Source organism: Pseudogulbenkiania subflava DSM 22618, from assembly GCF_900177275.1.
Classification (GTDB): Bacteria; Pseudomonadota; Gammaproteobacteria; order Burkholderiales; family Chromobacteriaceae; genus Pseudogulbenkiania; species Pseudogulbenkiania subflava.
The window spans coordinates 1-19415 of the sequence record NZ_FXAG01000031.1 but is presented as its reverse complement, the minus strand read 5'-3'; the positions used below and the strand labels follow the sequence as shown (position 1 = coordinate 19415).

Annotated in this window: 19 protein-coding genes and 1 tRNA gene; 2 read left to right on the top strand and 18 right to left on the bottom strand. The window is 68.4% G+C overall.

Annotation, left to right across the window (positions count from 1 at the left end):
- Nucleotides 1-115: 115 nt before the first annotated feature.
- The 15 genes from B9N72_RS19405 to B9N72_RS19335 form a co-directional block, all read right to left on the bottom strand.
- Entirely contained in the window at nucleotides 116-1174 is a 1059-nt protein-coding gene (locus B9N72_RS19405; protein WP_085277842.1) for an acyltransferase family protein, read from the bottom strand.
- An 8-nt stretch (nucleotides 1175-1182) separates the two neighbouring features.
- Nucleotides 1183-2409 (bottom strand): glycosyltransferase family 4 protein, encoded by a 1227-nt coding sequence (locus B9N72_RS19400; protein ID WP_085277841.1) that lies wholly within the window; start codon nucleotides 2407-2409, stop codon nucleotides 1183-1185.
- Between the two features lie 8 nt (nucleotides 2410-2417).
- Nucleotides 2418-2885, bottom strand: coding sequence for a hypothetical protein (locus B9N72_RS19395; protein WP_085277840.1), 468 nt, complete (start codon nucleotides 2883-2885; stop codon nucleotides 2418-2420).
- The gene (locus B9N72_RS19390) at nucleotides 2882-3991 is read right to left on the bottom strand and encodes a glycosyltransferase family 4 protein (RefSeq protein ID WP_085277839.1); all 1110 of its coding nucleotides are present in this window, start codon (nucleotides 3989-3991) and stop codon (nucleotides 2882-2884) included. The genes B9N72_RS19395 and B9N72_RS19390 overlap by 4 nt, the downstream gene beginning before the upstream one ends.
- On the bottom strand, nucleotides 3988-5052 hold the full coding sequence (locus B9N72_RS19385; protein WP_085277838.1) for a glycosyltransferase: 1065 nt from the start codon (nucleotides 5050-5052) through the stop codon (nucleotides 3988-3990). Before B9N72_RS19385 ends, B9N72_RS19390 begins: the two co-directional genes overlap by 4 nt.
- Nucleotides 5049-6266 (bottom strand): DegT/DnrJ/EryC1/StrS family aminotransferase, encoded by a 1218-nt coding sequence (locus B9N72_RS19380; RefSeq protein ID WP_085277837.1) that lies wholly within the window; start codon nucleotides 6264-6266, stop codon nucleotides 5049-5051. The genes B9N72_RS19385 and B9N72_RS19380 overlap by 4 nt, the downstream gene beginning before the upstream one ends.
- Entirely contained in the window at nucleotides 6260-6787 is a 528-nt protein-coding gene (locus B9N72_RS19375; protein WP_234986065.1) for an acyltransferase, read from the bottom strand. Before B9N72_RS19375 ends, B9N72_RS19380 begins: the two co-directional genes overlap by 7 nt.
- Nucleotides 6780-8069, bottom strand: a complete 1290-nt coding sequence (locus B9N72_RS19370; protein ID WP_085277835.1) for a lipopolysaccharide biosynthesis protein — start codon at nucleotides 8067-8069, stop codon at nucleotides 6780-6782. Before B9N72_RS19370 ends, B9N72_RS19375 begins: the two co-directional genes overlap by 8 nt.
- Complete coding sequence (locus tag B9N72_RS19365) at nucleotides 8070-9167, bottom strand: DegT/DnrJ/EryC1/StrS family aminotransferase (protein ID WP_085277834.1); 1098 nt, start codon at nucleotides 9165-9167, stop codon at nucleotides 8070-8072. It lies immediately after the preceding gene.
- Between the two features lie 51 nt (nucleotides 9168-9218).
- Nucleotides 9219-9785 carry an acyltransferase gene (locus B9N72_RS19360; RefSeq protein WP_085277833.1) on the bottom strand — a complete coding sequence of 189 codons (567 nt, stop codon included), beginning with the start codon at nucleotides 9783-9785 and terminating at the stop codon, nucleotides 9219-9221.
- Between the two features lie 18 nt (nucleotides 9786-9803).
- A complete protein-coding gene (locus B9N72_RS19355) occupies nucleotides 9804-10340 on the bottom strand; it encodes a DUF4337 domain-containing protein (protein WP_085277832.1) in 537 nt (178 codons plus the stop codon).
- Nucleotides 10341-10401: 61 nt separating this feature from the next.
- Nucleotides 10402-11466 carry a Gfo/Idh/MocA family protein gene (locus B9N72_RS19350; RefSeq protein ID WP_085277857.1) on the bottom strand — a complete coding sequence of 355 codons (1065 nt, stop codon included), beginning with the start codon at nucleotides 11464-11466 and terminating at the stop codon, nucleotides 10402-10404.
- A gap of 310 nt (nucleotides 11467-11776) precedes the next feature.
- The gene (locus tag B9N72_RS19345) at nucleotides 11777-12577 is read right to left on the bottom strand and encodes a polyamine aminopropyltransferase (protein ID WP_085277831.1); all 801 of its coding nucleotides are present in this window, start codon (nucleotides 12575-12577) and stop codon (nucleotides 11777-11779) included.
- The gene (ttcA, locus tag B9N72_RS19340) at nucleotides 12567-13529 is read right to left on the bottom strand and encodes a tRNA 2-thiocytidine(32) synthetase TtcA (RefSeq protein WP_085277830.1); all 963 of its coding nucleotides are present in this window, start codon (nucleotides 13527-13529) and stop codon (nucleotides 12567-12569) included. Before ttcA ends, B9N72_RS19345 begins: the two co-directional genes overlap by 11 nt.
- Before the next feature lie 338 nt (nucleotides 13530-13867).
- Nucleotides 13868-14647 (bottom strand): pteridine reductase, encoded by a 780-nt coding sequence (locus B9N72_RS19335; protein ID WP_200811079.1) that lies wholly within the window; start codon nucleotides 14645-14647, stop codon nucleotides 13868-13870.
- Nucleotides 14648-14711: 64 nt separating this feature from the next.
- On the opposite strand from B9N72_RS19335, the gene B9N72_RS19330 reads away from it, so the two are divergent.
- Nucleotides 14712-15863: a class I SAM-dependent methyltransferase gene (locus B9N72_RS19330; protein WP_085277828.1), complete on the top strand. Its 1152-nt coding sequence runs from the start codon at nucleotides 14712-14714 to the stop codon at nucleotides 15861-15863.
- 298 nt (nucleotides 15864-16161) lie between these two features.
- A tRNA-Met gene (locus B9N72_RS19325) sits at nucleotides 16162-16238 on the top strand.
- Nucleotides 16239-16462: 224 nt separating this feature from the next.
- Here the strand turns inward: B9N72_RS19325 and B9N72_RS19320 are convergent.
- From B9N72_RS19320 to B9N72_RS19310, 3 genes are all read right to left on the bottom strand, one after another.
- Nucleotides 16463-17401, bottom strand: coding sequence for an IclR family transcriptional regulator (locus tag B9N72_RS19320; RefSeq protein WP_234986063.1), 939 nt, complete (start codon nucleotides 17399-17401; stop codon nucleotides 16463-16465).
- Nucleotides 17402-17412: 11 nt separating this feature from the next.
- Entirely contained in the window at nucleotides 17413-18999 is a 1587-nt protein-coding gene (locus B9N72_RS19315) for a methyl-accepting chemotaxis protein (RefSeq protein ID WP_085277827.1), read from the bottom strand.
- A 185-nt stretch (nucleotides 19000-19184) separates the two neighbouring features.
- On the bottom strand, nucleotides 19185-19415 hold a 231-nt coding region (locus B9N72_RS19310), incomplete at its 5' end, for a dioxygenase family protein (protein WP_456107097.1).

The following is a 19415-nucleotide window of genomic DNA, read 5'->3' as shown; positions in this document are numbered from 1 at the left end:
CCCAACGGGGCGTTCCGCCGGCGGCGGCACACCCGAACCTTATACTGGCCCATGGCGGAACGCCCTTTCTTCCTTCGCGACGCGTTGCTTGCCTCGCTCAGTCAGGGCTTCCGCCCTACAGCTGTTCTGCCAGCCGCTTGCCCCAGCGCTGCGTCGGCAGCTCGATCCAGCGGTTGATCGCCACCGCCAGCCACCAGGTGACGAGCAGCGCCGCTAGCACCAGCAGCCACCACGGCAGGCCGAGCCGCGCCAGCGCCGTCATCGTCACGTAGCCGGCGATGGAGTGGCACACGTACCAGGCGTAACTGACCGCGCCGACGCGCGCCAGTTGCCGACTCCGCCACCACGCCGGCCGCAGTACGCCGAGCGCGAACAGAATGACGCCGACGCCGTAGCTCAGGTAGAGCGCGGGCGAGGACCAGCCGGTGAACCAGACGAACAGTGCCAACATCAGAGCCACCATGATGGCCGTTTCGCGCCGGGCGGCCTGGCCGGTGAGCCAGAAGTAGCACCAGCTGCCGGCGAACATCAGCGGAAAGTAGCACACCACCGGAGTCAGATAATACTGCGCGGCGTGCCACGCTGTCCCCCATGCCGGTCCGCGGCACAGCAGTGCCAGAATAGGCACGAGCAGCCAGATCGCCCACTTGAGGCGGCGGCGCGTTAGCGCGAACGCCGTGCCCAGGAGCGCGTAGAACCACAGCTCGACCTTCAGCGTCCACATCACCGGGTCGATGTTGCGCCCGCCCAGCATGTCCTGGAAAGCGATGCTGGCGTGCCCCAGCACGTCGCGCGTGCTCACCGCGAACGGGGCACCGCCCAGCCGGCTCGCCAGCCACAGCGCCAGCACGGTGATGGCGAGGCCGGCCCAGTAGGTTGGGTAGATGCGCGTCAGCCGCGTCACGGCGAAGCGCATCGCCCCCTGCCGGCCCAGCGATAACGGGATCAGCAGCCCCGAGATCAGCAGGAACAGCCCGACGCCGACCGCGCCCAGGTTGACCGGTAGCGCCAGCGAGGTGCCGGGGTAGCCGGCGAGCGGCGCGAGATCGAGTATCTGGCCGACGCGCGCGCGGCTGAACCAGAAGATCTGGGTGTAATGGAACAGCACCACGCACAGCATCGCCAGGCCCCGGAGGCCGTCGGCAAAATCGAAGCGGACGTGCGGCTGGCTCATGGCGGACCTCAGCGGCAGGCGGCGAGGAAGCGCCGCGCCAGCACGGCGTAATCGTGATGGGCCAGCACGTGCGCCCGGCCCACCTCCCCCATGCGCTGGCGCTCGGCTGCCGGCAGCGCCAACATGCGCCGCACCGCCTCGGCGATGGCGGCCGGGTCTTCGGCGCCGACGCTGATCCCGGCTCCGGCCTCGCGCACCAGGTCGTTGCCGGCCTCGACCGAGTGAATCACCGGCTTGCCGGCCATCAGGTAGTCGAACAGCTTGTTGGGGTTGATGCCGAAACGGTAGATCGGCAGGCGGCGCCAGCCGATGAACAGCGCGTCGCACTGGGCCAGGAAGGCCGGCACCGCGCGTTTCGGAATCGACGGCAGGAACTGTACGTTAGCCAGCCCCAGCTCGGCTGCGCGCGCCTGCAACGCCGCCTTGTCCGGGCCGTCTCCGACCAGCACGAAGCTAGCCTTGTCCTGTTGCAATCGGCTGGCCGCCTCGAGCAGGAAATCGAGCGCGTTGGCCAAGCCGTGGCCGCCGGCGTAGCCGACCACGAAGCGGCCTTGGGCTTTGAGATCGGCCAGCGCCTGGACGTGCTCGGCCGGCAGCGGCGCCGGCTCGCCCTGCCACTCGGCGACGTCGACGCCGTTGGGCACCACCGCGTACTTGGCCGGGTCCATGCCGTGCTCGACCATGTAGTCGCGTGCGCACGGCAGCATCGAGATCACGGTGTCGGCTTTCTTGTAGCCGAAGTCTTCGGCCCACTGCAGCAGGCGGATGAAGGGGTGTTTGGGCGACATGCCGCCCACCTCGACCGGCGTCAGCGGCCACAGATCGTGCACCTCGTACGCCAGGCGCGCGCCGGTCTTGTGCGCGATCCACGCCGCCGGCACGGTGTCGAGCGGGTAGGTGGACGAGGCGATGACGAGGTCGGGCCGCCATTCCTTCAGATAGCGCCTGGACAGCCCCATCAGCCGTCCCAGGAAGCGGAAGATGTTGATCACGCGCGGAAGGCCGTTGCCTTCGTAAGGCGGGGTCTTGCACCAGGTGTAGCGGATGCCGTCGATGTCCTCGTCGCGGTAGGCTTCGGCCAACGTCGGGTTGTGCTGGCGCAGGTGCGAGTAGTCCGCCGCGACCAGGTTGACCTCGTGCCCGGCACGGACCCATTCCCGCGCCAGGTAATAGGGGCGGAATTCCATGCCGTGCTTCGGACTGCCGGCGTAATGGTTGATGTAGAGGATGCGCACGGTCGGTTTCAGTCGGTTGGGTGGCGGCGGCGGAAGGCGCGCTCCATGGCGTTCCAGTCCATGCTGGTGAACACCACGCCGGCGACGCCCCAGCTCACCAGGTTGAACAGCACGTCGGCCGGGGTCGGCAGCTTGGCGTAGCCCAGCATCAGCATGGTCAGGCTGAACAGCGCCAGCGGCAGACCGCGCCAGACCAGGCCCTGACGGACGGCGAAGGCCCACTTGCCGCGCGCGCGCTCGTGGCGCCAGCCGGCGAAATCGTCGGCCATCCAGGCGGCGAGCTTGCGGCGGAACAGCCACATCGGCGCGATCAGCATCAGCATCGCCGCCAGGCAGTAGGCCGCCCACAGCAGCGGGCGGAAGGTGTGCTGCTGCAGGCCGTAGAGCAGGCTGCCCAAGGGCAGGCCGAACAGCAGCAGGGTCGGCCCCAGCGCCAGCGCGTGCAGGCGGTCGAGGAGCTGGCGATAGCGCTTCATGCCGCCCTCCCTGCCAGCTCACGATAGAGCGCCACCAGCTTGTCGCCCTCGGCGGCCCAGCTGTAGCGCGCCAGCACCGCCGCCTTGCCCGCCTCGCCCATGGCGTGAGCGCGCGCGTCGTCGGCCAGCAGCAGGTTGATGGCGCTGGCGATGGCGGCGGCGTCGTTCGGGTCGACCAGGAGGCCGCAGCCGGCGCCGTCGACGATGTCGCGCCACAACGGGAAGTCGCTGGCGATCACCGGCAGGCCGGCGGCCATGTACTCGAACAGCTTGATCGGCAGCGACTCGACGTAGCTCGGCGTCGGCAGCAGCGTCACCAGGCCGACCTTGCTCGCCGCCAGCACCTCGGCCACGCCGGCGCGGTCGAGCACGCCCAGGTCGTTGACGCGCGCCCAGCCCGGCTGCTGCTGCAGCTCGGCCTTGAGTTCCGGCTCGCTCCACAGCCCGGCCAGGTTGAGGCGGGTGGCGGTGGAGGGCAAGGCGGCGACGATCGGCGCGATGCCGCGCGTGCGGCTGATGCCGCCGAGGTAGCACACCTCGTTGCGACGCGCCTCCCACGGCGTGTCGCGCACCAGCTCGGCCAGGATCGGGTAGTTGCAGACGTCGATGGCGCGCGCGCCGAGCGCGGCAAAGCGGCGGCGGATCACCGGCGTGGCGGCGACGATGGCGTCGAAGCGGCGCGCGGCGTAGTGTTCCAGCAGCTCCACCCCCTTCGAGACCAGCGGCCGCGCCGCGCCGGGAATCCAGTGCTTGGCCAGCACCTGGCGCGGCACGTCCTCGTGCACGTCGTACACCACCTTGATGCCGGCGCGGCGCAGCTTGAGCGCGGCCGGGATCAGCTCGGGGTCGTGGAAGTGCGCGACCTCGGGCTTGGCCGCCAGCGCCGCGCGGTAGACGCGCTCGACGGTGCCGGTCATGCGCGAGAGGCGCCCGCCGGTCTTGGGGCCGACGTCGTGGATGCGCACGCCGTCGCGGATTTCCTCGCCCTGGCCGTCGGCCACGATCAGCGTCACGTCGTGGCCGGCGCGCGCCAGCGTGGCACACTCCTTGACGAAGATGCGGATGTCGTAGCGCGGGTGAGCGCTGGTGAGATGGCAGACTCTCATCGGGTTCCCAGCAGATCGTGATAGATCGCCGCAAAGCGGCGCATATTGTCCTGATGCAGGCCCTTGGCGGCGATCAGGCGGCGGTTGAGCGCGGCGGCCTCGGCCAGCGCGGCATCGTCGCCGGCGCGGCGCAGCGTGCTCTTGAGGGCGTCGCCGAGGCGTGCCACGTCTTCCACGATGGCGCCGTTGACGCCGTCGAGCACCCACTCCAGATTGGCCGGCAGGTTGGACAGCAAGGGCAGACAGCCGTGCCCCATCGCCTCCAGCAGGCTGATGCTGGTGGCGTCCGATTCCGGCACGCTGACGAACACCCGCGCCGAGCGGTAGAGCCCGGCCAGCACCGCCGCCGGCACGAAGCCGGTGAAGCTGACGCGGCGCAGGCCGAGGCTTTCGGCCACCCCTTTCAGGCAGTCGCTCTCCTCGCCGCTGGCGGCCACGGTCAGCGTCCAGTCGTCCCAGGCCGGGTCGGCCTCGACCTCGGCCCAGCCCTTGAGGATGGCGTCGACGCGGTAGAGCTTCTTGTGCAGCCGGCACGACAGCACGTTTTTCGGCTTGGCGGCCAGATCGGGCGCCTCCGGCAGCGCGTCCATGCCGAAGTTCAGCACATCGAGGCGCCGCACCGGCGCCAGGGTGCGGATCACCGCCGCCATATGCAGCGAATCGGACGTCACCGCGTCCGCCGCCGCCAGGTTGGCCGCCACCATCGCCTTCATCAGCCGGTTCTGCTGCGGCAGCAGCAGCACGTCCGAGCCCCAGGTGGTCAGCACCCAGCGCACGTCCTTGCCGGCCAGGGCGCGGCGCACGTGCCAGGCCACGCTGTTGGCCTGGTGCACGTGCACGATGTCGGGGCGCAGCTCGTCGATCAGCGCGGCGATGCGGCCTGCCGTCGCCAGCGCCTTGAGGCTGAAATCCACGCTCAGCACCCGGCCCAGGTTGGCCGGGCGGTAGTGCTCGGGCAGCTCGCCGCTGGTGACGAGGTGCGCCTCGGCCACGTGCGGCGCGATACCGGTCAGATAACGGAAGGTGTGCACCGAGGCCGAGCCGATCAAGAGCAGCTTCATGCGGCGGTCTCCTTCAGGTAGGCAGTCAACGCCGCCGCCAGCCGCGTCAGCCGGGCGTCGAGCCGGGCATTGCAGGCGACGGCGACGTTCATCGGCAGGTTCAGCACCGAGGCAGCAAGGCGCTCGCCCGCCGGCGCGCTGCCGGCGACGTAGCCGTGGCGGAACGAGCCGGCCGGATGGATCACGTCGTCGAACCACACGCCGACGGCGAGGCCGGAGGCCACACTCAGGCGCCGCGCCAGCGCCGCCTTGTCGGCCACCGGCGCCGGCAGTGCGAACGGGTAGCGCACCCAGTGCGTGCCGGGCGCCGCCGGCCACTGCTGGATACCCGGCACGGCGGACAATGCCGCGCGATAGCGCTCGGCCAGCCGCTGCTTGTGGCTCAGGATGGCCGGCAACGCCGCCAGCTGCGGCAGCAACAAGGCCGCCGCCAGCGCCGGCAGCGCGCGCGGCGGATGCGGCACACCGTCGACCACCTCGGCGTCGGACGAGCGGTAGATCAACCCGGCGCGGCGCGCCAGCGCCAGCCAGACGCGCCCGGCCTGCGCGCAGCGTGCGGTCAAAAGGTGTCCGCTCAGCGTCGCCAGCAGGCGCAGCTGGTCCAGCGCGCCGACCTCGGCCGACGGTTCCTGCGCCGCCAAGCCTTCCGGCAGCAAGGCGAAGCCGCCGATGCCGCCGCTCAGGTTCTTGGAGTATTCGAAGCTGAAGAAGGCGCCGTCGTGGTACGTCCCCAGCCATTGCCCGTCGCACTGCGAGGCGAAACCGTGCGCGGCGTCGTCGAGAAACACCACGTGCGGGTGGCGCCGGCGCAACGCGTCCGGCACGCGGCAAGCCGGGCCGAAGTTGTGCGGCACGATCACCGCGCGCGTGGCCGGGCCGATGGCGGCGTCGAGCCGGCTCCAGTCGAAACCCAGCGTGGCGGCCGAGACGTCGAGCCAGCGCAGCGTGGCGCCCAAGGCCGGGATCTGGTTCGGCACCACCACGCAGGTGTAGGCCGGCACGATCACCTCGTCGCCCGGTCCGACGCCGTGCGCGCGCAGCAGCAAGGCCAGCGCGGCGCGGCCGGTGTCGGTCAGCACGATGCGCCGCACGTCGATGCCGAACAGCCGCGCCAGTTCGTCGCGCAAACGCCGGCGCAGCGCAGTGCGGCCGGCGATCAGGCGCGGCAGCGCGGCCAGCAGCATTGGGACGGTCAGCGAGTTGGCGGTCAGCACAGCCGGCGCACCTGTTTGGCCGGCGATCCGGCGTAGAGCCAGCCGGACTCGAGCCGGCCCTTGGCCACCGAGCCCGCCGCCAGCACCACGTTGTCGCCGATCTCGCAGCCGGGCAGCACAATGCAGCCGGCGCCGATGAACACGTTGTCGCCGACGCGGATGTCGCCGTCGACGTGGCACTCGGTGAACGGCGTCACCGGCACGTCGGCCGGGATGCCGTTGGAGTGGCAGAAGAACAGGCTGCGCGGCCCCACCGCGACGTTGTGGCCGAAATACAGGTGATGATCGCCGATCAACAGGTAGAAGTACGGTGCGAGGTGGCTGTCGGCGCCCAGCGTGAGCCGGCCGTGCAGGCCGATCAGGGCGTCGCCGCGCCAGTACAGCAGCGCGTTCTTGCCCAGCGACAGCGCGTTCCAGCGCGTCACCCGCGCGCTCGGGTGCACGCGCGCCCCGGGCGCGAGGTGCGCCCCGCGCAGCAGCGGCCACAGCCGGTACAGGCGCAGCATGAGTCGTTCAAGCACTTTGAGTCTCCAGGCGGCGCAGCAGTTGGAAGATCCATGCCACGTAGGCCGCGAAATACAGGGTCATCACGCCGGACATCACCTTGAACGCCAGCAGGGCGTCGCGGCTGCTGACGAACACCGCGGCGAACGCTGCCATGTTCACCACCACGCCGGTCAGCACGAACAGGAACGAGGCGCGCTGGCGGCCGATCACCATCGGCACCATGAAGCACGGCCCGGCGATGAAGGCCGCCGCCAGGTACGGCACCAGCGTCGCCGCGATCACCCCGGCCTCGCGCCAGCCGGCGCCGAACACCCAGCCGAACAGCGGTTCGGCCGCCACCAGCAACAGCCCGAACGGCAGCAGCGCGGCGCCGGCCAGGACCGCCAGCGCGCGCGCCAACAGCGGTGTCATGGCGCGGCCGTGGGCGTGCGCCTCGGCCAGGTCGCGGAAGATCACCTGCGACACCGCCTGCCCCAGCAGCGCCGCCGGCAGCTTCAGCACGCGCAACACCAGCGCGTACTGCCCGACCACGGCATGCCCGGCCAACGATGCCAGCAGCGCCAGCATTAGCGAATCCTGGAACGCCACCACGAAGGCGTGCGGGGTGTTGACCTTGGGGAATTCGGAATAATCGCGCGCCACCTCGGCCAGCTCGGCGCGGCGGTGGCCGCGCAGCCAAGCCAAGCGCGTGGCGAGATCGGCGCGCGCCTGCGCCCACAGCGCCAGCGCCTGCCCCGCCAGCGAGCCTGCAATCAGCCCGGCGAAGCCCAGACCAGCCCAGCCGGCGCCCAGCTGCGCCAGGGTCACCCCGAGCGACTGCGCCACCCGGCCCTGGGCGTTGGCGGCGTAACGACGCTGGCGGTTGTTCCAGTTGGTCCACGCCTGCAGGCTGCCCGCCAGCCACACCCCGGCCGGCAACACCAGCAACCACGGCGCCAGCGCCGGTGCACCGAGCAGGCGGGCGATGCCGCCGTGCGCCGGCAGCAGCAGCACGGTGAGCACCAGCAGCAGCGCCAGGTTGATCGCCAGCGCCAGCGTCATCAGCCGCTCGGCGTCGCGTTCGTCCTTGGGCAGCACGATGGCCATGTCGTAGCGTGCGGTGGCAATCACCGCCAGGTTGGACAGCCAAGCGGAAAACACCGCCAGCAGGCCAAAATCGTCCGGCGAATAAAGCCGCGTCAACAGCGGCGCGAACAGCAGCGGCAGTAGCTGCGCCAGCGCCGCGCCGCCGGTCAGCGTCGCCACGTTGCGGGCGAAACCGCCCGCTGCCAGCCGTTGCACGGCGGATTTCAGCACTTAGTCCAGCGCCTTCCTGACGGCAGCGACGACGGCGTCTTGCGTGGCCTCGTCCAGGAACGGGTGCATCGGCAGGCTCAGCACGCGCTGCCCGGCCGCTTCCGCCAGCGGGAAGCTGCCCACGCCCTGGCCGAGATGGGCGAAGGCCGGCTGCAGGTGCAGCGGGATCGGGTAATGCACCGCGGTCGGCACGCCCAGCTCCTTGAGCGTGGCCGCCACCGCATCGCGCTCGTCCACCTCAATGGTGTACTGGGCGTGCACGCTGCTGCAGCCTTCGGCCAGGCGCGGCACGCGCACCACGTCGGCGAGCAGCGCCGAGTAGCGCGCGCCGATGCGCTCGCGTGCGGCGACTTCGGCCGGGAAGCTCGGCAGCTTGGCCAGCAGCACCGCGGCCTGGAGCGTGTCGAGCCGGCCGTTGAGGCCGATCACCGGGTGGTGGTAGCGGCGGTCCTGGCCGTGCACGCGAATCTCGCGCATCTTTTTCGCCAGCGCGTCGTCGTCGGTGAAGCAGGCGCCGCCGTCGCCGTAGCAGCCCAGCGGCTTGGACGGGAAGAAGCTGGTGCAGCCGATGGTCGACAAGGCGCCGGACTTCCTGCCCTGGTAGCTGGCGCCGAAGCTCTGTGCGCCGTCCTCGATCACCGGCAGGCCATGCCTAGCGGCGATGGCGTTGATGGCGTCGAAGTCGGCACACTGGCCATAGAGGCTGACCGGCATGATGGCACGCGTCCTCGGCGTGATCGCCGCCTCGATCCGGGCCGGGTCGAGGTTGTAGCTGCCCGGGTCGATGTCGACGAACACCGGCTTGGCGCCCAACAGCGCGATCATCTCGCCGGTGGCGATGAAGGTGAACGGCGTGGTAATCACCTCGTCGCCGGCCTGGATGCCCAGCGCCATCAGCGCGATCAACAGCGCGGTGGTGCCGTCGGCCACGCCGACGCAGTGCTTGACGCCGACGTAGGCGGCGAGCTCGCGCTCCAGCTCGGCCACTTCCGGCCCCATGATGTACTGGCCGTGGTCGAGCACGGCGTGGATACGCGCGTCGATGTCGGCCTTGAGATGCTGGTACTGCGCTTTCAGGTCAATGAACGGGATGCTCATCGGAATCGTTCCTCGGGCTTCGGCCAACGTTGGCCGAAGCCTTGCTGGGGATCAGAACGGCGTGCAGTGGTTGCCGCCGATGTCGTAGTTGGTGCCGCAGGCCGGGCAGGCGTGCTCGCCGATCATGTCCGACAGGCGCTCGCCGCAGGCGCACATCCAGCCCATGCGGTAGGCCGGTGCGCCGACCATCAGAGCGTAGGCCGGCACGTCGTGCGTCACCACGGCGCCGGCGCCGATGAAGGCGTACTCGCCGATGGTGTGGCCGCAGACGACCGTCGCGTTGGCGCCGATGGTGGCGCCCTTCTTCACCAGGGTGCGGCGGTATTCGTGCTTGCGGCTGACGTGGCTGCGCGGGTTGTTGACGTTGGTGAACACCATGGAGGGGCCGCAGAACACGTCGTCCTCCAGCGTCACCGCGTCGTAGATCGACACGTTGTTCTGCACCTTGACGTTGTTGCCGATGATGACGTCGTTGCCGACGAACACATTCTGGCCGAACGAGCAGCGCTCGCCGATCACCGCGCCGGCGCAGATGTGCGCCCAGTGCCAGATGCGGGTGCCGGCGCCGATGGTGGCGCCGTCGTCGACGATGGAAGTGGGGTGAACGAGATAGGTCATGCCGGTGCCCTCACGCAATCAGAAAAACAGGAAAAAACCGTCGACGAAAAACACCAGGCCGAGCAGGGCCACCGGCAGCGCGGCGAGCCAGACGGCCTTCTTCTTGAACAGGCCGGCGATCGAGGAGATCAGGATCGCCACCTGCAGGAAGATCACCGCCATGCCGAACGGTTTGCCCTGGCGCTGCGCACTGTCGCGCTCGGCCTCCAGGTGGCGTGCCTTCTGCTCGATGTCCTTGCGCTCCTGGTTGTAGCGCGCGGCGCGCTCGGCGGCCTGCTGCAGCGTTTTGGCGTAGCGCTCGCGCACCGTCGGCTCGGCCTGCGGCGGCAGGTTGTCCAGCGCCAGCTGCAGGCGGTCGCGCTCCATCTCGTAGAGGTTGCTCTTGATGCTCTTGGCCTGGTAATAGGCCCACTGGTCCGAGGCCTGGGCCTGGGTGATGACGCTGCGCGTGGAGAAACTGCCGCCCTTGAAGGTCGACAGCGTGGCGCACACCGCCAGGATGACGGTGGTCAGCGCCAGATAATTGAGCCAGGGTTCTTTCTTTTCGTCCGCCATGATGTTGCTTGGGATAACACGGTGAAAACAGGAACGGCCCGCCGACGGCGGGCCACGGAAATCAGTAGTCGAGCGGCAGGCTGACGCGGCGGCCGTCGCGCGCCGACAGATACATCGCGATCAGCAATTCCAGCGACTTCAGGCCCTCGCGGCCGTCGGTCTCCGGATCGGCCTTGCCCTGCATCACGTTGATCACGTTGTCGTAGTAGAGCGGGTGGCCGAAGCCGTACACACTGGTGGTGGCATAGCTGGCGCTCTGGATCTCGTCGTCCATGGCGTGCGGCTCGGCGAACTCCCAGTGCTGCACCTCGTTCACCGCCACGCCGCCGACGCGCACCGTGCCCTTCTCGCCGATGATGGTGATCGAGCCTTCCAGGTTCTTGGGGTAGGTCAGCATCGTCACGTTCATGCTGCCCAGCGCGCCCGAGCGCCACTTGACGCTGACCGTGCCGGTGTCTTCTACCTCGATGTTGCGCGCCAGCGTCGCGGTGTAGGCCTGCACGCTCTCCACCGGGCCGATCAGCCAGTCCAGCAGATCGACGTAGTGGCTGGCCTGGTTCATGAAGGCGCCGCCGTCGAACTCCCAGGTGCCGCGCCAGGCGGCCGAGTCGTAGTACTCCTGCGGCCGGGTCCAGAACACGTTGACGTTGACCATGTAGAGGCGACCGAAGCGCTTCTCTTCCATCGCGCGCTTGAGCAGCTGCAGCGTGGCGTTGCGGCGGTTCTGCTTGACCACGAACAGGCGGCGCCCGGCGCGGTCGGCGGCCTTGACCATGGCCAGGCCGTCTTCCCAGCGCGTCGCCATCGGCTTCTCGGTCATGACGTGGAAGCCGGCCTCGGAGCACTCGATACTCTGCGCCGGGTGCAGCCCGGACGGGCTGGTCAGGATCACGATGTCGGCCTGGGTCGCCGCCAGCAGTGCGGCCAGGCTGGCGTGGCCGCGCGCGCCGGTGCGCGCCACCGCGGCGGCCAGCGCCGCCGGGTCGATGTCGCACACGTCGGTCAATTCGGCGCGCTCGGCGTGCTTCTCCAGCGCGGCAAAGTGGTTCTGGGCGATGCGGCCGCAACCGACCAGCGCGAAGCGGATCTTGCGGTCGGTGATCGGGGCCTGATGGGCAGCTTGCATGGTGTTCACGTCTTTCTGGAAAAGGCAAAGGGCGGCCGTCAGGGCCGCCCGCATCTATCCGGTGGAGGTGACGGGCCGGCCAGCGCCGCCCCGCCACACCGGCGTCATTATACGCCAGCCGTTGGACTCCGAGCCTGTTTCAGTAGTCGAGCGAGCCAAGGCAGGTTGAATGCCGCCAGCGCGCAGGAACCGGAATGGTCACAAAGTACATGAGGATCATGGCTGAGCGAGTCTCTGCGGGAGACTCGCACGCGCAGAGCACTGTCGGCGTTCAAGATGCGCAGGCGCAGCCGGCGAATGAAACGGGCACTCAAATCAGCAGGCGGTTGTCGCTGTGCAGATTGGTCGACTTGAGCCGGCTGACGAACTCGGGAAATTCGAGCCCGAAGCGCGCCTCCAGTTCCTCGGCGCGCTTTTTCAGCCCCTCGAAACGCGTCAGCGCCGGCGAGCCGGTGAAGGCCATCACCGCCACGTTGCCGTGGCTGGCCGACGGCAGTTCCAGCACCCGCCCCTCGAACACCCCGAGCAGGCGCTCCACGAACTGGTGGTAGCGCTTGTCGCCGCTCCACCAGTTGGCGACGAACACGCCGTCCGGCGCCAGCGCGCGCTTGCAGTCCTCGAAGAACGCCTCGGTGGTCAGCGCGTCGACGATCTGCAGGCCGTCGAAGCCGTCCACCAGGATGGCGTCGGTCGAGCCGCGGAAGATCTTGACGTAGTCGGCGCCATCGGCCTCGACGATCTCGAAGCGCTCCCCCTCTTCCGGCAGCTCGAAGAAGGCGCGCGCCACGTTGATCACCTGCGGGTTGATGTCCACCGCCACGCTCTTGGCGTCGCGCAGGTAGAAGTCGATGTAGCGCGCGAAAGAACCGCCGCCGAGACCGATCTGCAGGATATGGCGCGGCTCCGGATTGAACAGCAGAAAGCCCATCATGGCGCGGCTGTACGACAGCACCAGCCGCACCGGGTCGTCCACGTCCATCGAGCTTTGCACCGTCGCCGAGCCCAGGTGCAGCGAACGGATGCCGTCCACCTCGGAGATTTCCACCTCCGGCATGGCGTCCACGCCGTCGCGCACGCGGCGGCGGAACGGATGACGCGCTCTACCCGCCACAGGAGGTCTCCTTCGGGCGGGAGTCGAGGATGCTGATGGTGCGGCGCGGCGCATCGGCCAACTCGTCGTCGCCCGGCAGCGGCGGATCGCGGAACTCTTCCTTGTCGAAGGCGGTGTCGCCGTCGGCGAACGGCGCGTCCCCGGTCTTGAGCCCGGCGAAGTCGAACAGGCCGGTATCGGCCAGGTGCGACGGCACCACGTTCTGCAGCGCGCGGAACATGCTCTCCAGGCGCCCCGGGAAACGCTTGTCCCAATCGTTGACCATCTCCTTCACCACCTGGCGCTGCAGGTTGGGCTGCGAGCCGCACAGATTGCACGGAATGATCGGGAATTCACGCAACTTTGCGTAACGCTCCAGATCCTTCTCGCGGCAGTAGGCTAGCGGCCGGATCACCATGTGGCGGCCGTCGTCGCTCACCAGCTTGGGCGGCATCGACTTCAGCTTGCCGCCGTAGAACATGTTGAGGAACAAGGTATGCAGCATGTCGTCGCGATGATGGCCGAGCGCGATCTTGGTCGCCCCCAGTTCGTCGGCCACACGGTACAGGATGCCGCGGCGCAGGCGCGAGCACAGGCTGCAGGTGGTCTTGCCCTCGGGGATCACACGCTTGACGATGGAGTAGGTGTCTTCCTCGACGATGCGGTACTCGACGCCGATCGACGTCAGGTACTCCGGCAGCACGTGTTCGGGAAAGCCCGGCTGCTTCTGGTCGAGGTTGACCGCGACGATGGAGAAATCGATCGGCGCCGACTTCTGCAGCCCGAGCAGGATGTCGAGCAGGGCGAAGCTGTCCTTGCCGCCGGACAGGCAGACCATGACGCGATCGCCCTGCTCGATCATGTTGAAATCGTTGATGGCGTCGCCGACGTGGTGGCGCAGCCGCTTGGCCAGCTTGTTGGCCTCGAACAGCGCCTTCTGCGCCTTGGCGTCGAGGGTTTGGATATCGGACATGGGAAGGAACAGCTAAGAAATTGAAAAACAGGCGATTTTAGCGCGAATCGGGATGGTCTGTCATGGCTGACTCGTACCCAAAGATTATTCCACAAAGCAGTGAGAAGCGAGAAAACGAAGCCTGTTAGGACAAGTTTCTGCGCCGCTAAGGCGAAGGCAAGCGAGCAGGTCCGCCGACAGTACACGAGTACGGCAAGCGCTCCCTGAGCGAATCTCTGCGTGCCGATCTATCGCTGAGCAAATCAGAGATTTGCACGCAGTGATTGGCCCAGCGATAGATTCGCACGCAGCCTGCGCAGCGCCGCCGACAACGTTATCGCTTCCAAGGCGCCGTGGAATTACAACACCACGCTCCGGCCGCCATCCACCGCCAGCACCTGCCCGGTGACGTAAGCGGCGTCGAACAGCAGGAATTTCACCGCGCGCGCAATGTCCTCCGGCGTGCCGATGCGCGCCAGCGGAATGCTCGCCTCGATGCGCCGCTTGTGCTCCTCGTCGAAGAACGACTCGCCCTCCGGCCAGAGGTTGCTGCCCGGCGCCACGCCGTTGACGCGCACCTCGGGCGCCAGTTCGATCGCCAGGCTGCGGATCAGCTGGGCATGACCGGCCTTGGCCAGGTTGTACACCACGTGCGACTTCATCGGCCGTTCGGCGTGGATGTCGACGATGCCGACGATGGCCCCGCCGCTCGCTTTCAGATGCGGCGTGGCGGCCTGTGCCAGAAACAGCGGCGCCTTCAGGTTGCTGCCCATCAGGTCGTACCACACCGCCTCGTCGATATGGCCGATGCCGGAGGGGAAGAAGCTGGAGGCGTTGTTGACCAGCCCGTCGAGCCGGCCGAACCCCTCGAGCGCCGTCTCCACCAGGCGCGGCAGTCCGGCGATGTCGTGCAGGTCGGCCTGCACCAGCACCACCGAACCGCGCCGCGCCCCGTTCAGCTCCAGGGCCAGGCTTTCCGCCTCGGCGCGCGAACCACGATAATGCAACACCAGCCGCGTGCCGCAAGCGTGCAGATGGCGAGCGATGCCCGCTCCCACCCGGCGCGCGCCGCCGGTAATCAGCACCACCTTGCCCTCGCCCATCGCCCCTCTCCCGTCGTCTGTCGCGTCGCCGCCCATCCCGCCCCTTTCCGACACGGCGGAATTGGCCGACAATTCTCCCCATTCTACCGCAAGCCACGCCATGACCCAGTTACCCGCCCCCGACGACGCCGCCCTGGCCGTCAGCCAAGAGCTCTCCCGCCACATCGCCGCCGAGATCGCCGCCCGCGACGGCTGGATTCCGTTCTCGCGCTACATGGAGCTGGCGCTGTACGCCCCCGGCCTCGGCTACTACAGCGCCGGCAGCCGCAAGTTCGGCGCCGCCGGCGACTTCGTCACCGCGCCCGAACTGTCGCCCTACTTCGGCCGCACCCTGGCGCGCCAGCTCGCCGAACTGCTGCCGCAGACCGGCGGCACGCTCTACGAGTTCGGCGCCGGCACCGGCCGCCTCGCCGTCGACATCCTCACCGAGCTGGAAGCGCTCGGCCAACTGCCCGAGCGCTACGCCATCATCGACCTCTCCGCCGACCTGGTCGAGCGCCAGCGGCAAACGTTGGCCGAAGCCCTGCCGCACCTCGCCGGCCGCGTCGAATGGCTGAGCGAGCTGCCGGAACAGTTCGACGGCGTCATCATCGGCAACGAAGTGCTCGACGCCATGCCGTGCGAGCTGGTGCACTGGACCCCCACCCCACAACAGCGCGGCGTCACCGTGCGCGACGGCGCCTTCGCCTGGGAAGACCGCCCGATCGCCGACCCCCTGCTCGCCGCCGCTGCCGCGGCACTGCCGCCCGAGGCCGCCGGCTACCTGTCGGAAATCAGCTTGGCCAACCGCGCCTTCATCACCACCCTGGCCGCGCGCCTGGTGCGCGGCGCCATCCTCTTGATCGACTACGGCTTCCCCGAGCGCGAGTACTACCACCCGCAACGCCACATGGGCACCCTGATCGGCCACTACCGCCACCACACCGTGGACGACCCGTTCTACCTGCCCGGCCTGATGGATATCACCACCCACGTCGACTTCACCGCCGTGGCGCTGGCCGGCACCGAGTCCGGGCTCGACCTGATCGGCTACACCACGCAGGCGCAGTTCCTGGTCAACGCCGGCATCACTGCGCTGCTGCAACAGCTCGACCCGGACGACGTCGCCCACTACGCCCCGCGCGTCGCCGCCGTGCAGAAGCTGCTCTCGCCCAACGAGATGGGCGAACTGTTCAAGGTGATCGGCTTCGGCAAGGGCGTGAGCATCGACTGGATCGGCCTCGCCGAGGGCGACCGCTGCCACACCCTGTAAGAGCCTCCCCGACCTGTCGCGTGCGGCCCTCCGCGGTGAGAACCGCAGCACAGGAACCCTCATCGACACTGAGTCCATCAGGGTTTCACAGCGCTGGACCAATCTCTGCGTGCTAATTTTCGACTTGCTCAGCGATAGATTGGCGCGCAGAGCACATGAACCCCGACCAGGGGTCGCGCAGCAAGATCGGAGACAGGTTCTCAGCGTTTCGGCAAAAAATACGACCCAGGTGTTGACAGCTCCAAACAGCCCCGGTATAGTTCGCCCCACTTCGACGCAACAAGCAACGAAGCAGCGTGGCGAATTAGCTCAGTCGGTTAGAGCGACGGAATCATAATCCGCAGGTCCGGGGTTCGAGTCCCTGATTCGCCACCACCCAAATCAAAAGCAAAAAGCCAACTCAAGCGAGTTGGCTTTTTGCTTTTCCAGCTCCCACCAAACGCCAGCGCCGCCACCGGCACTCCGACAGCGCGTCAGCCCCCTCCCCGGCAATACCACCACTCAGCCCCTGCTCGGCTTCAGCACAACCGTGGGAGCATCGGCATCAAGGCAGTCGATCCATGGCCGGGGCAGCGACGGCGCGAGCACCCCACCCCAGCCTATTTCAGCAGCAGCGACAGCTCCCACGCCGCCTCGCGCAGCGGCTCCAGGTAGCGCGGCGGCAGTTCGTGCCCCGCCCCTCGGCAGGCCGGCACGTGCAGGCAGAGCGTGGCCCGGGCCGTGTCGAGGTCATCGCGGATCGGCACCGACAAGCTACACAGGCCCAGCTCGAACTCCTGGTCGCACCAGGCATAGCCTTGGGCGCGGATCGCCGGCAGCAGCCGCTGCAGGGCCTGGCGGTCGACCACGGTATGCGGGGTATGGCGCGGCAGCGGGGCGTCGAGCAGGGCATCGCGTGCCGCCGGCTCCAGCTCGCTCAGGATGACGCGCCCCGACGCGGTGCACGTCATCGGCACCCGAGCCCCCGTGGCGAAGCGGCTGTGATGGAAAAAGTGGCCAGGGGCCTCGGCCAGGCACAGCATCTCGCCCCGGTCGGGCACCAGCAGCATGCAACTCTCGCCGGTCAGCTCGGCCAGATGATTGAGCACCGCCTGCGCGGCGCGCGGCAGCGGGACGGATGCAAACGCGTCGAAGCCCAGTGTCAGGATTTTCGGCGTCAGTGCAAAGCGCTTGTCCGTACTCTGGCGCACGAAACCGAGCTGCTGCAGGGTATACAGGCAGCGGGCGACCGACGCGCGCGGGATGCCGGTCTTCTGGCCGATCTCGCTTACCGACAACGGCGTGCCGCCCGGGTCGAAGGCTTGTATCACCGCCAGGCCGCGTTCGAACGGCGTATCGGTATCGTGCATGGCGGAAGGCTCCCGGGAAAAACGGGACGGGTCCGGACGCATCGGCCCGGCCCGTACCGGCGCGCGGTCGGCCATCTCGCGCCCCACATGACCAACGGCGGCGCAGCTCACGGCATCATCAGCCGGCTCGAATTGCACCGGCGCGGCAGGACGGCACGGCGCCGCCTTTCCTGACAGGGACGGAGGCATGGCGGCGGCCCTCATCGGTTCTTTTCGAAGTTGACCAGCAATTTCGTCAGCGCCCGGGACAAGCCGTGCAAGGCGGCGGCGATCTCGCGGTTCTTGACGATGTTCACCGTGCTCTGCTCGGAGGCCGCGCCCAGGCTTTCCATGCTCTGCGCGACCTCCGCCGAGGCGCTGGATTGCTGTTGCAGCGAGTTGGCGATGGCCTCGGTGACCGTCTCCAGCCCGGCACTGGCCTGATCGATCTGCTGCAGGCTGTCGACGGTTTGCTGAATGTTGTGCTGCACCCGCTGGATGCAGACGCCGACAGCCTGGCGGCCGTCGATGATGTGCGCGATCTTGTCCTTCAGTAGCGCGATGGAGGCGCGGATGTTGACGGTGTTGTCGGCGGTGTTTTCGGCCAACTGTCTCACCTCGTCGGCCACCACGGCAAAGCCGCGCCCCTGCTCGCCGGCGCGCGCGGCCTCGATGGCGGCGTTGAGGGCGAGCAGATTGGTCTGCTGGGCGATGCTCTGGATGATGTCGGTGATCGAGCCGATGTCCTCCGAAATGCCTTCCAGCTCCTGCACCGCGGCATTGGTCGTCTTGGCACCGCTGGCGGCCTCGTCCATCGCCGACTTCGATTCATCGATGAAGCGGTTGCCCGCCGCCGCCAGCGCCCTGCTGCGCTTGGCGTGCGCCGAGCCCTCTTGCGTCATGGCGGAAATTTCCTGGATCGACACCGCCAGCTGCTCCATGGCGGCGGCGATCTGCGCCACCCCTTGCGCGATCTGGGTGTTTTGCTGGTACAGCTGCCGGGCTTCCGTTTCGATATGGGTCGAGGTGCGGTCGATGCGATGGTTGACCGCCACCACGTCCGAGACCACCCCCTGCAGGTGGAGCCGGGTGGACTCGAGTGCGGCGCACATGTGCTGGAACTCGCGCGGGCCGCTCGGGACGATGGCCTGATCGAGGCGGCCCTCCCTCCAGTGGGCCAGGGCCGCCAGCATGAGGCGGCTGGAGCGCCGGGCTTGCTGCAACGCATAGAACAGCTGCCCGCCTGCCAGCGTGAGGCTCGCCAGATTCAGCGCCAGCGCCAGGGAACGATCGAGCCACAGGCCGCCGAGCACGCCCGCCATCATCACCAGCAGCGCCGCCGCCAGCCAGAACGACAGCGCACGGGCCTGCAGCGGCGGCGTGACTGGAAACGCCGCCGCCCCACGTTCGACCGCATGGTACAACTGCTCGGCCTGCTGCGTTTCCAGCGCACTCGGCGCCGTGCGCACCGACATGTAGCCGACGTGCCGCCCCTGCTCGTGTAGCGGCGAAACATGGGCCTTGACCCAATAAAAGCCGCCGTCCTTGCGGCGGTTCTTCACCAGACCCTTCCAGGTCTGGCCGCGCCGGATGCTCGCCCACAGGTCGGCGAACGCCTGCGCCGGCATGGCGGGGTGCCGGACGATATTGTGGTCCTGGCCCAGCAGCTCCTCCTCGGTGAAACCGCTGATGCGCATGAACTCCGGATTGGCGTACAGGATTTTTCCCTGTAGATCCGTTTTCGTCACGATCGGGCATCGTGGGTCGAGCGTCACTTCGTGATCGGTGATCGGCAGATTGTTTCGCATGCTGTACCACTTTGTGTTCGGGAAAGGGACCCGCGCGGGCGCCTGCGGTTTGCGGCAAGACAACCCGACAGGCGTGCGGACCGCGCTGGCCAGATCGGATGAGCCGACCGGGTGAGGCAAGCTCACCGACGGCAAAAAACCGGGTGGTCCTGACGAACCACCCGGTTGTTCTGCGCCCGCCGGCTTCAGGCGCTGGCGCGTTTGCGTTCGACTTCGGTCGTCGGGGCGGCCGCGGTGTCGCCGTTGAGGCGGAAGTCGAAGTCGATCGAGGCGAACGGCTGCTGCAGACCCTTCCTGTCGATCTCGGCCGCATCGGTGATACGGTTCACGGCCGGCACCAGGCCCTCGCGGCTGGCGAAGGCGAAGTCGTCCCACAGGTACTCGTCACCGTCGATGTTGATCTGCGTGGTCAGCTT

What these genes read in the sequence shown, in the direction of transcription:
- B9N72_RS19365 (WP_085277834.1), bottom strand. Translation starts at nt 9,167, where the DNA reads ATGAGCATCCCGTTCATTGACCTGAAAGCGCAGTACCAGCATCTCAAG.
- B9N72_RS19385 (WP_085277838.1), bottom strand. Translation starts at nt 5,052, where the DNA reads ATGAAGCTGCTCTTGATCGGCTCGGCCTCGGTGCACACCTTCCGTTAT.
- B9N72_RS19395 (WP_085277840.1), bottom strand. Translation starts at nt 2,885, where the DNA reads ATGAAGCGCTATCGCCAGCTCCTCGACCGCCTGCACGCGCTGGCGCTG.
- B9N72_RS19315 (WP_085277827.1), bottom strand. Translation starts at nt 18,999, where the DNA reads ATGCGAAACAATCTGCCGATCACCGATCACGAAGTGACGCTCGACCCA.
- B9N72_RS19405 (WP_085277842.1), bottom strand. Translation starts at nt 1,174, where the DNA reads ATGAGCCAGCCGCACGTCCGCTTCGATTTTGCCGACGGCCTCCGGGGC.
- B9N72_RS19330 (WP_085277828.1), top strand. Translation starts at nt 14,712, where the DNA reads ATGACCCAGTTACCCGCCCCCGACGACGCCGCCCTGGCCGTCAGCCAA.
- B9N72_RS19355 (WP_085277832.1), bottom strand. Translation starts at nt 10,340, where the DNA reads ATGGCGGACGAAAAGAAAGAACCCTGGCTCAATTATCTGGCGCTGACC.
- B9N72_RS19390 (WP_085277839.1), bottom strand. Translation starts at nt 3,991, where the DNA reads ATGAGAGTCTGCCATCTCACCAGCGCTCACCCGCGCTACGACATCCGC.
- B9N72_RS19320 (WP_234986063.1), bottom strand. Translation starts at nt 17,401, where the DNA reads ATGCCTCCGTCCCTGTCAGGAAAGGCGGCGCCGTGCCGTCCTGCCGCG.
- B9N72_RS19360 (WP_085277833.1), bottom strand. Translation starts at nt 9,785, where the DNA reads ATGACCTATCTCGTTCACCCCACTTCCATCGTCGACGACGGCGCCACC.
- ttcA (WP_085277830.1), bottom strand. Translation starts at nt 13,529, where the DNA reads ATGTCCGATATCCAAACCCTCGACGCCAAGGCGCAGAAGGCGCTGTTC.
- B9N72_RS19335 (WP_200811079.1), bottom strand. Translation starts at nt 14,647, where the DNA reads ATGGGCGGCGACGCGACAGACGACGGGAGAGGGGCGATGGGCGAGGGC.
- B9N72_RS19350 (WP_085277857.1), bottom strand. Translation starts at nt 11,466, where the DNA reads ATGCAAGCTGCCCATCAGGCCCCGATCACCGACCGCAAGATCCGCTTC.